This window comes from Diaphorobacter sp. HDW4B, assembly GCF_011305535.1.
Taxonomy (GTDB): Bacteria; Pseudomonadota; Gammaproteobacteria; order Burkholderiales; family Burkholderiaceae_C; genus Diaphorobacter_A.
This window is the reverse complement of the sequence record NZ_CP049906.1, coordinates 186,729-200,643: the sequence shown is the minus strand read 5'-3', so window position 1 is coordinate 200,643 and position 13,915 is coordinate 186,729. Positions and strand designations below refer to the sequence as shown.

Here is a 13,915-nt window from a genome sequence, read left to right as displayed (position 1 = left end):
CCCATTGATCCCATCACAGCCAACACAACCAGGAGACGCTATGTCAAAGACAACCACCACAACGCGACGCACCTTTCTCTCCACCACGACAGCTGCCGTGGGAGGAGTGCTGACAGGCTTCGGCACCACCTCCGCCATGGCTGCCACGACATGGCCTACCAAGCCGGTTTCGTTGCTGGTGGGCTATCCGCCGGGCGGCTTGACCGATGCAGGTGCGCGCTTTGTCACCAATGGGCTTGCGGCAGCGCTCGGTCAGCCATTCGTGGTCGAGAACAAACCGGGTGCTTCGGGCAACCTGGCGGCGGCAGAAGCGCTGCGTCTGCGTGACAGCTACAAGCTGCTGGTTGCCAACACGAGCTTCACGATCAACCCGCACACTTATTCGACACCATCGCCCAACCCGCTGGACTTCACGCCCATCGGAATGATTCTGGAGTCGCAACTCGTGCTGTGCGTCAACCCGGCATCTCCTGCACGCACGCTCGATGAATTCCGCACCTGGGTGCGCAACGAGGTCAAGTCCAAGGGCTTCAGCTATGCCACGGGCGGGAGCGGCGGCAACACCCATCTGGCGATGGAGCACTTGCGCGAGCGCGCTGATCTGCCTGCCATGAACCAGATTCCCTACAAGGGCAGTGCTCCGGCGATTCAGGATGTGGTGGGCAATCAGGTGCCTTGCATCGTCGATGCGGCCTCGCTGCTGATCCCCTTCATCAACGCGGGACGACTGCGACCCATCGTGGTGACCGGATCCGAGCGTCTTCCGGCCCTGCCCAACGTGCCCACCGCCGCAGAGGCGGGACTCAAGGACTTCCACGTGACCGTGTTCGTGGGCCTCTGGGGCCCACCGAATCTGGACCCGGAAATCGTGCGCAAGGCCAATGCCGCGCTGAACGCGGCCATTGCTGCGCCAGCGGTCACCAATGCCATCGTCAAGAACGGCGACATGGTCGGTGGTGGCACACCAGAGCGGCTGGCTCAAGTGACCCGCGACAACTACAAGCTGTGGGGCGAGATCAGCAAAAAGAACGGCATCAAGGCGAGTTGACCACCATGCACCGTGCCGCCTTCGCAGCAGCTTGCCGCGAATCGCGTGCTCGGTGCGACTACCACTGAATGCAAGGTTCTTTCATATGACGATCACAGGTGATCTGCTCATCTCCGGTCAGGCCCGACGTGGGCGCGGGGCAGAGTATCAGGCCATGGATGCAACGACTGGCCAGTCCATTGCGCAACCCGCGTTCGCCAGCGCCACGCATGAGGACGTGGAGCAGGCAGCACGCGCGGCGCAGCGAGATTTCGACGCTTACCGCAACACCAGTGCGGAGGTGAGGGCCGCGTTTCTGGAAGATATCGCTGCGCGCATCGAGGCGTTGGGCGATGGACTGGTGGCACGCGCCATGGCAGAAACGGGCTTGCCCCGTGCGCGTCTGGAAGGCGAGCGCAGCCGTACTGCAGGACAGCTTCGCATGTTTGCATCGCTGGTGCGCAGTGGCGACGCACTCGATGCCCGCATCGAACCTCCATTGCCCGAGCGACAGCCGCCACGCAGTCTGCTGGCCATGCAACGGATCGCACTGGGGCCTGTGGCGGTATTTGGGGCGAGCAACTTCCCACTGGCGTTCTCCGTCGCGGGTGGTGACACGGCGGCGGCACTGGCTGCGGGATGCCCCGTTGTGGTCAAGGCGCACCCAGCCCATCCGGGCACTTCGGAGATGGTGGGCCGCGTCATCCAGGATGCGGTGGCTGCTGCGAAACTGCCGCCCGGCGTGTTCGCCATGCTCACCGAAGCCGGATACGAAATCGGCGCGGCATTGGTCGCGCACCCTGCCATTCAGGCGGTGGGATTCACCGGTTCGAGATCAGGCGGCATGGCATTGGTTCGTATCGCTGCCCAACGTGCGCAGCCCATCCCAGTCTTTGCAGAGATGAGCAGCATCAACCCGACGCTCTTCTTTCCTTCGGCGTTGGCCCAACGTGCCGAAGCATTGGCCCGCGACTATGTTGGCTCCCTGACGATGGGAGTGGGGCAGTTCTGTACCAATCCCGGACTGGCTCTGGCATTGGCGGGACCGGATCTTGATCGCTTCCTTGTGGCGGCAAAAAAGGCCATTGCGGAGTGCGATCCGGGCGTCATGCTGACGGCCGGTATTGCACGCGCATTCGATGCAGGTGTGCAGCGAGAGTCCCAGCAGCCGGGCGCTGAAATCATTGCCAGTGGCCGCGCAACGAAAGGACGTGCGCAGGTGACATTGATCCGTTTGCGGGCATCCGATGTGCTGCGCGGCGACCGCATGCCGGAAGAAGTTTTTGGCCCGCAGGGCACCATCGTTGTGTGCCAGGATCGGACTGAACTGCTCGCCATGCTTGAGCGCCTTGAGGGCCAACTGACGGGCACATTGCAGATCGACACCGACAGCCAGGAAGACATCGAACTCGCCCAGGCCGTGTTGCCGATTCTGGAGCGCAAGGTCGGGCGCATTCTGGTCAACGGATTTCCCACCGGTGTCGAAGTCTGCGATGCGATGGTGCACGGAGGTCCTTTCCCTGCAACCTCCGATGGCCGCAGCACATCGGTAGGCACAGCCGCCATCGAGCGCTTCATGCGACCCGTGTGTTATCAAAACTTGCCCGACGCGCTGCTGCCCAAAGCCTTGCAGGCAGCCAATCCCTTGCACCTGCGTCGTCGCGTCGCGGGTCGGCCGACCACGGAGTCGGTTCCGCACTGACTCTCAGACCCACGTTTCAACCTCACCACAGGAGGACAGTCCATCGTCGTTCAAACCTTGCGCGATCGTATGCACTGATTCCTCCCCATTCACCAGGAGTACACAAGCCATGACCCATCCAGCGACGCCTTACGGCGGCATCTTCCCCGTCCTTCCAACGACCTTTCAAGAGGACGGAGCCCTCGATCTGGCAAGCCAGCGGCGCGCGGTGGACTTCATGATCGACGCCGGAGTGGACGGCCTTGCGATTCTTGCGAATTTCTCCGAACAGTTTTCTTTGTCCGACGAAGAGCGCGAGATCATCACGCGCACTGTGCTCGAGCATGTGGCGGGCAGGGTGCCGGTGATCGTCACCACCACGCACTACGCCAGCCAGATTTGCGCTGCACGCAGTCGCCGGGCGCAAGATATGGGTGCGGCGATGGTCATGGTGATGCCGCCATATCACGGTGCGACCTTTCGCGTGCCCGAGCCGCAGATTCACGAGTTCTATGCCCGCGTGTCCGATGCCATCGACATTCCCATCATGATCCAGGATGCGCCAGCCAGCGGCACGGCGCTGTCGCCCGTGTTTCTTGCAGGCATGGCCCGCGACATCGAGCATGTGTCGTATTTCAAGATGGAGACGGCTGGCGCGGCCAACAAACTGCGCGAGTTGATCCGCCTGGGTGGCGAATTCATCGAAGGCCCTTGGGATGGGGAAGAGGCGATCACACTTCTGGCCGACCTGCATGCCGGTGCCACGGGCGCCATGACCGGAGGCGGCTTCCCGGACGGCATCCGCACCATCATCGATGCTCACAGGCAAGGTGACATGGACGCCGCATTTGCCAACTATCAAAAATGGCTTCCGCTCATCAACCATGAAAACCGGCAAGCAGGCATGCTGGCAGCAAAGGCCCTCATGAAGGAAGGCGGCGTGATCGCGTGCGACGCCCCAAGGCACCCGCTGCCGCCCATGCACCCTGAAACGCGGCGCGAACTGCTGGACATCGCGCGCCGACTCGACCCCTTGGTCTTGCGTTGGGGGCGTTGAAGCTGTTCCATCCGTAGGCAGCGTCGACGGATGTGAACACTGAAGCAATTCCTGGAAAAGGCTGGAGATGGATCGTGAACGTTGGTTGGTAACTGTGCATTGGCACCCTCCATCCGATCCGGGGAATGACGGGAGTACTTGGCTGCGCAAGCGGTTCCGAGATATTCAGTACAGAATTCCGTCTTCAACCTTCGGAGTGCAGGTCATGGGCTTTTCAGCCAATGATGTGATGCCATTCACTCAGGCGCGCGCCTACCTCTCTGACTTGCCGCGCAAGCGAAAGCAGGCGCAGAAAAAAACATCACCAATTTCGTAGTTCAACCCCGTAGTCACCATCGCAGACAGGATGGTGAGCGCGCGTAGCGTGCGCTCCACCAGCGTCACCCAAGTCCCATTTGGTGTTTACGACTTTGTTTACCCGGAAACAGATGCCGAAAGCAATGCGAGCCCACGTGGGTCGCGCTGGCGTGTTTGAGGATGCGCTTGCAGCCGCATTGGTACTCGCCGGTGGCTATGTCGACATGGCTGGAATGCCCTCTGAGCCCTGTACGTTCAACGCAACCCTTTTTTGAGTTTTCACCGGATCAACTCAATCGATTCAGAGTATTTCGATGTGTATCCACTCGGAATATAGACGAACATCAAAGCCACCTGTTTTGAGAGTTGAAAGCCGTTTTTCAGCCGATGCAGCTGGTCGATAAGCTTTACCGAAGTTAACTAAATAGGAGCGAGTCTGTCGGAACTGATTCAAAAGTGAGCGGTTACTCTGCTGACCATTCCGGTTTGTCTATCGGAGCCACCTAAAAGGTCGGGGGGATCTATGGCCAGCAAAAAATCATCCCAATCATCAGCAGGGGCTGTGAAAGCCGGGCGCGTGCTTGGCGCAAAGGTAGAGATCGACAAGCGACCTGTCCCGCGTCCGTTTCCGTTGCCCGTTTTCAGCGACTTCACCAGCAGCCTTCTCGATGGTGACAAGCCGGGGATACCGGTGGTGCGGTCCGACGATATGGTGGCGTTGCGCATCGAGCTGGTCAATCTCGAAGTCGTTCCCGGCCCGCCGCCGGTGGTGCGCAAGACGGCGAGCGGACCGGCCTGGCTGGTGTTGCACTTTCCGCCTCAGGCCATTGGCGAGCAGGTGTTTTTTCAGGCGGCGCAACCGTCCAGAACTGGTGGCGCAGCCGATGAAACGGTCGATACGCCGCAAGGCCCGGTCGCTGGCGGCACTTCAGGCAACGGCAAGGTGGACCCGCCGCCGATTCTGGCGCGCATGGCTGGCGAGTCGCGTATTGCGTTCGAGGTGCCCGACAGATTCGAGGCCCCGTACACATTGGCGGGGCTGCTCAACGCATGTCAATGGTTATCGCTCAGCGTTCCGGCCAATGCACCGCCGCGTGGCGCGCGGCCGCCGGGAGGGTTTTGGCAAGTGGTGGTAACGAAGGTCGAGTTGGAGCAGCTGTCGCCACGCCTGCGTCTTGGGCTGAATCGGTTCAATGCACACCTGCAAAGCGCCACCCAACAGGCCGACGGCACTGCGCCGCTGCGGATGTTGCGGGCACCGTTGGGTGTCGGCGGATGGCGCGAGCCCTCGCCGCACATTGATCACCATCCCGACATCGGGGGGCTGCTCAGCGGTGCTCGTCCCGCCGAACCGAGTGCGCGGCAGACGGCCATCGAACTGCCGTGGCGTCTGGTGTTGTCGCCGCATACGGGCGAGCGTTTCAACCATGCCACCCAGCCGGTGACCGCCGACGCATCGAAGCGCACCGAACTTTGGCACACGCGTCTGGTGCTGCCCGATGCCGATGGTTGGGTGTCGCCTGTGCAGCGGCCCGACGCCAACCGCACCGTGCGCGCGGTATACGCCCGGACCGACGACACGCTGGCGCAGATGAAGCCCGCGTTTCCCAAGGGCAGCGATCTGCCCGCGCCATCCAGCATCCCATTTCTGGCGGCGATGGACGACAACGACCGGTTCCAGATCGCACACCTGTCGTCGAACTTCAGTCGCTCCAGCTACCAGCCACAGCCGATTCAGGCCGACAGGCTGATGCTGAGTCCGCTGGGTGGCTGGCTCGACGCACGTGGTGCCTGGGAGCCGCCGGGGCTGGATGTGGAGGAGTGGGTGAACCACGCCACCATGGGCCGCGACCACTATGTGTGCGTGGTGTATCGCGGCGTGCTTTGCTGCTTTGGTCATCGGGTTTCGCTGGTCAAAGTCACCGAGCGCAAATTCCACAATGGACGCAACGGCACGTCGGTGCAGCCTGGCAATGCGGCCTATTTGCGTCAACGCCTGTTCCTCGTCATTCGCGAGCGTGAGCGCGACTTTGTCGAGCCGGGTCTGGTCGATGCGCGTGGCCGCGTTTTGCACAACCAGTTCCCGTTCACCAAGGTGCGCATTCTGACCACGGTGACCCCCGACCTCGATCCGCCCGACTCGCCCGAGAGTCGCATCAAGTCCTTCAACGACCGCCGCATGTTTTGGCCCTGCGTGGGCGGCGAGCCGTTTCGGTTTGACTGCGTGGGCGAGGATCTGGAAGGCCGACAGGTTGCGTTTTCGCTGCCGCTGATCTTTCTGAGCAACAGTCTGGCCAGTCCACGCATTGGGCAAAACTTGGCCCCTGACTACGCCACAGCCGAGACCGCCGCGCAGAAAGCTGCAGACGAATGGATGGCCCGCACCGACCGCAGGAATGCCCGCGACGTGCCGCGCCGCCGTGCAGACTTGCTGGGTCAGTCCGTGGCCTTCGCGCCATCGTTGACGCCGGGCGATACCTCGGCTCCCGTCGAGGCCATCGATTTCGGAGTGCGTGCGGGCAACCTCAGCAGCAACAGCGACAGCGACAGTCGGCTCGACCTTCGCGGCTACAGCCAAAAGCTGACCCGACCCATTTTCTTCCCCACGGTGGACGTGGCGCGGGTGCGGCTGCCCGCCATCGCGCAACTCTCCGGTGGGCGCGGCACCAACCTGCTCAGTTGGCACCTGCACTACCTGCAACATGGCTACGTCGACAACCCGGGCGAAGTGTTCATGGAGGTCGATGCCGTCACGCAGGCGCAGCCACCGGCCAACGTCGTTGTGGCAGGACTCGATTTCTCGAAGCAGTCCGATCGCTCGGGCGGTTTTGCCATGCCCAACCTCAAACCTTCCGCGTGGTCGCGCATGGCGGGGCCGGTGTCGGGCAACGCGGAGGCATTCCGATCCGGCAGCTTCGAGCCGACAAATGCCTTTCCGTCTGCAGCGGGCGCGTTGGGCGACTTGCCGCTGCCGCTGCTGTTTGGCTGCATTCCGCTGGGCGAGGTGATCGACGCGGTGGGCGACTTTGCTGGCGGGGCGGGCAAGTTGCCGAAGTTCGTGGCCGAGGCCGGCAATCGGCTCGACGCGTTTCTGGGCGAAATGGCGCGGGTCTACGACCTCGTTCAGCGCATTGCATCGAACCCCGGCAGTGTGGCCTCCGCAGCCATTGCAGTGGCCCGCGCCACCGTCGCCGATCTGTTGGCGCAGACCACAGCCTTCGCCACGGCGCAGGCGGCTCCGGCAGTCGCGGCGTTGCAGCAACTCGATGCGGCGCTCGACACTCTGTCGCAGGCCGTCGCACCACTTGTGAACCAGAAAATTGCCGACGCCAAGGCACCTGATCTTTCGACGGCTGGTCCGGCATTGCAGGCGGCGCTGGCGCAATTGGCGACCTCGGTGAACGATGCCAGCGCACTGCCTGCGGGCTTTCGTCAAGCGGTGCGAACGCTTGCAAGCCAAGCGGACGTGCTGATCCTGGATGTGCTGACGCTGACGCCGATCCTGACGGCGGGGCAGCAACTGTTCGAGGCGCTGCGTGACGTCATCGACATCCCGCCCGGCAGCACGCCTCAACTGTCCGATCTGCTGGAGAGTCCGGCGCTTTTCAAGCCACGGCTGGAGGCGGTACGCGATGCCACCCAAGCACTGCGCAACGCGGTGGCCGGTGCGCGGCTGCTCGATGGTGCGCCCGCGAAATCGCTGTTGCAGGCATTGGATGCAGTGCTGACGGCGCTGGGGCTGGCCAGTGATCTGCTCCAACTGCTGGAAGCGCTGACGGGCGAAGAACTGGTGGTGCGCTTTGACTGGACACCGGCGCTCAAGAGTTGGGCGTTGCCGGGCAGCAGCGTGCCGATTTTTCGCGCCAATGATCCCAACGGGTTCACCATCGCGGTGGAGGCGCGGATCAAGCGTTCGGGCGGTGCGCCCAAGGTCGGCGTGCTGTGTAGCCTCAAGCATTTCGACCTGGTGCTGATTGCGCCTGCAAGTTTCATCGAACTCAATTTCGAGAAGATCGAGTTCACCGTGGACAGCAACGCCAAGACCAATGTCGACGTGGTGCTCACCGACATCAAGTTCGTCGGCGTGCTGTCGTTCGTCGAAACCCTGCGCGACCTGATCCCGCTCGATGGGTTTTCCGATCCACCGTCGCTGGACATCAGCGCAAAAGGCATCGACGCCAGCTTCTCCGTGGCATTGCCGGCCATCTCGGTCGGCATGTTCAATCTCAGCAATCTGAGTCTGGGGGCAGGCTTCACCGTGCCCTTCATTGGGCAACCGCTCGCGGTGCGGTTCAACTTCTGCACCCGGGAGCAGCCGTTCAATCTGAGCGTGATGGTTTTCGGCGGCGGGGGCTTCTTCGGCATCACGCTCGACCCCCACGGTGTGCAGATTCTGGAAGCCTCGTTCGAGTTCGGCGCGAGTCTTTCGGTCAACTTCGGCGTGGCATCGGGCGGTGTGCACGTCATGGCGGGCATCTACTTCCGCATGGAAGCCAACAAGGCCTCGCTCACTGGCTATTTCCGTCTGGGTGGGCATGTCAGTGTGCTGGGGCTGATTTCGGCGTCGATCGAGCTGTATCTGGAACTGGAATACGTGTTTGACACCGGCAAGTGCCGGGGCATGGCGCAGCTCACCATCGAGGTGTCGGTGTTCCTGTTCTCGGGCAGTGTGACGATCACCTGCGAGCGCACCTTCGCTGGCTCCAATGGCGACCCGACCTTCCGCCAGGAACTCGGTTTCCGCCCGGCGCTGGCGCTGGCCGACGAGCTCGCGGTCATCGGTGAGGACACCGAATACGCATGGCGTGAGTACTGTGAAGCGTTCGCTTGAACGCCGCCGCGAAGAACAACGAACAGCCCGATGGAGAAAAAAATGGCTCGACAAACAATCGTCTGGACCGCGCTGCCGCATGGCCGCATCTCCGAAGGCCCGTTCGCGGGCCGCTGGCGCGTGAGTCTGGTGGCGTCGCCGCGACTCACTCCCGACAAACCCACTGAACAACAACTTGGTGCGTTCAAAGCGCTGCTGCACTGGCCCGAGACCGTGCGCGCTTTGGCTTTCGGCCTGCGCGTCGAAGGCAAGACGGTACGCCTCGAACCTTTGGCGCTGCCGGATGACGCGACCTGGCAGCGCCTGTTCGATGCGGCCACGCCCGTGTCCGGCTTCCAGTTCAAGGACATGTCGACGGTGAATCTGCGTTCGTTCGCGGTGCGCAACGTACTGAGCTTTGCGCGGCGGCACTATGGACAGCTGGCAGTGACCTCGGGGGCGCAGCACCCCGTGCTGCTGCCGTACAGCAAAAGCAGCCCGCTAGCCCCTCTGTTGGCCGATCTGGGCACCCGGCTGGACGAACGCGGTCGGCTGGTGTCGTCGGGCTTTGAGCGCTATCAGCCCCACTATGTGCAAGGCAAGGACGTGGTGGTGACCGGTGATGCGGACAGGTCCACCAACCGCAATGTGTTCAGCGCTGCGAGTTGCATCCTCGGGCCTGGGGTCGGCATCGACGGCGCGGGCGGAGCGCAACCATTCCCGGTGCGGGCGCTGCCGCCTGATTGGGAGCAGACCCACGCGGGAGACGGCAAACGGCATGAGGTGATGTCGCAGTTCACCACCCCGGACGAGTACAGCTTCTATCAGGCCGACCGTTTCTACCGCCGCAGCACGCCCACGCCCGAGGCGCTGCGCATGCGCCGCCCCGACTTCAAGAACGTCGAGCCCGCTCTGCAGGTGCCGGAGTTCGATTTCCATCGCATGGTGGCCTCGTACGGCGACCATCCGGCGCTGCTGCGTGCACTGGGTCTGGTGATCGACTGCGTGCTGCCCGAGGGCACAAAGCTCGATGCGGCCAGTGACGAACAACCACTGACTGGCCGCATGCAGCCTTTGCTGAAAGGAGGCGCTGAGGGGCTGGAGCATCTCACCCTGCAGACTGCCTTTCAGGCCACAGCGCGGCGCTTCGTCACGGCGGCGCGCAGCAGCGATCACGAGCGCGGCCTGCTGGCTCTGGCCGGGTCCAACGACCGACACGCACCGGCCGATGCGAAGCACGCCCATACCGACTTCGACGTCTACCAGGTGGACCCGGACGGCACCGCGCTGAAGACGGTGGACTATCTGCTCACCGCGCAAAATCTGATCGGCAAGAGCCAGAAGCCGGGTGCCGATGGCGATGTGACCTACACCACCGGCGACACCCAACCCGTGGCTGCGCTGCGCACGGCGGGGCTGGGGGTGTCGCGCCACGGTCGCGCCGGAGTGGTGGCTATCGACGCGAACGCCGCGGCGTTGAAAAACAACGCCATAGCGCAGTCGCCTGAAGCTGCGGCGAAGGTGGTGCTGTTCACCGAAGACGTGCTGCGCGGCTACCGCGTCGATGTTCAACTGGCGACCACCAACCGCTGGCTGTCGCTGTGCGAGCGCACCGGCCAGTATCGCGTGTTGCGCGACAGTCGTCCGCTGGCATTGCCCGGCAGCAGCAGGGATGGCGAGTTGTCGGATGAGGGCTATGTGAAATCGGCGTCCACCACCAGCAATGGCAAGGACGACGACCACTACCTGCACGAAAGCCTGTTCCGCTGGGCTGGCTGGAGCCTGGTGGCCCAGCGGCCTGGCCGTGCGCTGGTGGCAGAGAACGACGCAGGCATGCAGACCGAACGCGTCGCCAGTCCGGGCGATGATCCCGACGTGGATGCGGTGGCCAAGAAGGGCAATGGACTGGACGTGCGCTTCACCGCGCGCAAGGGGTCGCTGCCGAAACTGCGCTTCGGCGAGTGGTACCGGTTTCGTGCCCGCGTGGTGGATCTGGCGGGCAATAGCCTTGCTCGCGACGACGGCGACATCGAGAAGTACGAGCAGGCGACCGAGCCCGTGCAGTTCGCCCGCTTCGAGCCCATCGGTCCACCCGCGTTGGTGCTGGCCGATCGTTTGAGCGAGGGCGAATCGCTCGAACGCATGGTGATTCGCAGCAACTTCGACGCTCCGGCATCCGACTACATCGCCCGTTGGCACAGCTTCTATTCCCCGCCGCCCGAAGGCTCGGGGCTGCCCGATTTCACCTACCCGGCGGTCCCCTTGCGCCACGTGGTGCCGTCCAAAGCCGCGCATTCCCTGTGCGAACTGCACGGCTGTTTCGACGCCGCTTTGGGCAGCGGCGATGCCAAGGCCATCAAGCATGCGTATGCCGTGAGCGCGCGGGAGTCGGGCTCGTTGATGGATGCACGGCACGACGTGCAGCTCGAACTGGTCACACCGCAGAACAAGCGCGATGTGGCGACGGTGGAAGGCCCCGGCGCGCTCATTGCTCCGCCTGATCAGGCCGACCCGAGTCGCGACCGCTTCGCAGCGGGCCAATACGTGGTGCACCATGAACCGCTGGTGCCGATTCCCTATCTGCCCGATCCTGTGGCTGGCGGTATCGCTCTGCACGGTGTGCCGGGCTTGGCGCGCATGCTCGACGGTGCCGAGGTGAAGCCGCTTGCCCCCGGGCTCGAAGGTGTGGTGATCGAGAGCGGCGTGCGTGCGGCACGGGTGCCCATTGGCGACCGGTCGCTGATCGACATCGATCGGCCGAACGAAAGATTCCGCTGGGTGCTGTTGATTGATTTCGACACGGAGCCCAGCTCCACCGGAACCATCGACTCTGGCTGGCCCGATGATCGCCGCAGCCTGCGCATTGCACTGCACGACCAGCCCGAGGAGGTGACGTCGCCCGCCTGCGGCGCAGACGCCACGCCAGCTGCGCCACCCAAATGGGACGCGGGCGAGCGCACGTTGCACCTGTTTTTGCCGCAGGGCCGCATCGCACGGCTGCAGTACGCCAGCTTCGTGCACGACCAGTATCTGGCGCATCTGGGGCTGCCGCAGTGGGTCGATGACCCCGGTGCCGCCGACCAGGTGCGCGCGGCCGCGCTGGCTGGCGCGCACTGGATGGTCACGCCCTTCCGTCGCCTGGTGCTGGTGCATGCCACCCAGCAGCCGGTATGCGAACCCGTGTTCAAGTCTGCCCATGTCGCGCGCAGGCCGGGTGCCACTTCGGCCGAACTGTTCGGCAAGGGCGACAACGTGGCGTTGCACGGCCCCAGCACCGGCCAATTCGAAGTGCTGGCGGAGTGGAGCGAATGGGTGGACGACCCGACGCGCGATGACCCGAAGTTTCCCGGCCCGCGTCGGGTGCGGTGCGAAGGCGCGCTGGGTCCGATCCGCTTGGCTGACAACCATGCCAATGTGTTTCCCATCGAGGCGGCAGTAGAGGAGCAGCGCCGCATCGACACTGTCGTTGGCACGACGACTCCCGCGCAGATGGACAAGCGCGCCGATGCGCCAGGCAATCTGCACGAGTTCGGCGACACGCGCTTTCGGCGTATCCGCTACCGCCTGCGCGCTGTGACGCGGTTCCGCGAATACCTGCCCCCGGCGCTGTACGCCAAGCCCGAAAACATTGGCCGCGACGGCCAGGCGTTGAACCAGACACGTTGGCGGGTGCTGGCACACAGCGGTGGAGTCGATGGCGATCCCGGCGCTGCGCTTCTGCGCGAGAGCGGCCTGCCCGATGTCGATGCCTGGGGGCTGGCGGTGCCTGCCAGCGCGCCGCCCGACGCGCCGCGCATCGTCTACACGCTGCCCACTTTCCGTTGGAGCCGCACCGGAGCGAAGGTCGATGCACAGCGCACCAGTCTGCGCGAAGGCAACGCGCTGCGCGTGTATCTGGACCGGCCGTGGTTCTCCTCGGGCGACGGGGAAATGCTGGCTGTGATCGTGGCTCCGCAAACCCGGGGCGCGTCCACGCCGTTCAGTGCCATCGACGAAAAACTGAGCGACCGCATCACGCAGTGGGGCCTGGACCCACTGTGGGAAAGCCGCCTGCCGAGTGTGGACGCCGAACCTGGTGACTTCCCGCTGCGCGTGACCGAAGAAGCTGTTTCGCTTCCCAACGGGGGCGGTCGGGTGATGGCGGTCGCGCACCGGGTGGCCTGGTCGGACGATCGGCAGCTCTGGTACTGCGACATCGAAATTTCTACCGGCGCGAGCTACATGCCCTTCGTGCGCTTGGCGCTGGCGCGCTACCAGCCCAACGCTTTGGCCGATGCCAAGCTGTCGGCCATCGTGCTGGCCGATTTCGCGCAGGTACTGCCGCGCAGAAAGGCCGTCCTGCAGCGCGACGGTGCGCGCGTCACGGCCCGTCTCCACGGACCCGTGCCTACACGTGGACCCATGCGCAACCGCTTCCGTGAAGGTGGACCGGCCGATTCGCCCTACGCCAACGACCCATTGGGTCGACCAGCCGGCATGGCGGCCGAACTGGGCGACAACCGTGTCGAACTGGTGCTGCAGACACGCGACCCGGCCATCGACAGCGACCTTGCATGGCACGATACAGCAGTGCTCGCGAGCGGACCAGCGCAACCGCGCACAGGACTCGTTCTGACCCCGCGCTCGCTCATGGCGGACGGCTCTTCCAACGGTGAAGATGCGCAGCACGACGCTGTCACCCCGGCACCATCCGGTCCGGTGAACATCGCACTCAAGAGTGGCCGCAGCCTGCGCTTCGACCGTGCGGAACCTCTGGCGCGGGAAGGTCTGAGCACGACGACAGCCATCCCGATTCCAGACCGCATGCGACCACTGCTCGACCCTGCATTCTGGGAGCAAGCAGCGACGCTCCCAGCAGGTGCAGAGGGCAGCATTCGCCGCCTCATGCTGCGTGAGTTCGAGCGCTACTACACCGACCGCAGCGTGCCCGAGAATCGCTTTGTGACCACGAAAAATCCCCGGCGGCGTCGGGTGGTGGAAGAGCGCTTGGTCTATGCCGAGTATTTCGATCTCTGATCGTCAAGGCATATGCCATATGCGTCG

General features: G+C 63.9%; 6 protein-coding genes. All 6 read left to right on the top strand.

The genetic code is table 11. From position 1 onward, the window contains the following. The first annotated feature begins 40 nt into the window (after window positions 1–40). The 6 genes from G7048_RS25740 to G7048_RS25715 all read left to right on the top strand — a co-directional run bounded on the left by G7048_RS25740 (window position 41) and on the right by G7048_RS25715 (window position 13,888). Window positions 41–1,048: a tripartite tricarboxylate transporter substrate binding protein gene (locus G7048_RS25740; protein WP_166071330.1), complete on the top strand. Its 1,008-nt coding sequence runs from the start codon at window positions 41–43 to the stop codon at window positions 1,046–1,048. Between the two features lie 85 nt (window positions 1,049–1,133). Beyond that, complete coding sequence (locus tag G7048_RS25735) at window positions 1,134–2,729, top strand: aldehyde dehydrogenase (NADP(+)) (RefSeq protein WP_166071329.1); 1,596 nt, start codon at window positions 1,134–1,136, stop codon at window positions 2,727–2,729. A gap of 109 nt (window positions 2,730–2,838) precedes the next feature. Continuing rightward, entirely contained in the window at window positions 2,839–3,765 is a 927-nt protein-coding gene (locus G7048_RS25730) for a dihydrodipicolinate synthase family protein (protein WP_166071328.1), read from the top strand. A gap of 67 nt (window positions 3,766–3,832) precedes the next feature. Next, window positions 3,833–4,081 carry a hypothetical protein gene (locus G7048_RS28810; RefSeq protein WP_371747733.1) on the top strand — a complete coding sequence of 83 codons (249 nt, stop codon included), beginning with the start codon at window positions 3,833–3,835 and terminating at the stop codon, window positions 4,079–4,081. Window positions 4,082–4,624: 543 nt separating this feature from the next. Continuing rightward, complete coding sequence (locus tag G7048_RS25720) at window positions 4,625–8,893, top strand: hypothetical protein (protein ID WP_240933415.1); 4,269 nt, start codon at window positions 4,625–4,627, stop codon at window positions 8,891–8,893. 42 nt (window positions 8,894–8,935) lie between these two features. After that, entirely contained in the window at window positions 8,936–13,888 is a 4,953-nt protein-coding gene (locus tag G7048_RS25715; protein ID WP_166071327.1) for a hypothetical protein, read from the top strand. Window positions 13,889–13,915 lie beyond the last annotated feature (27 nt).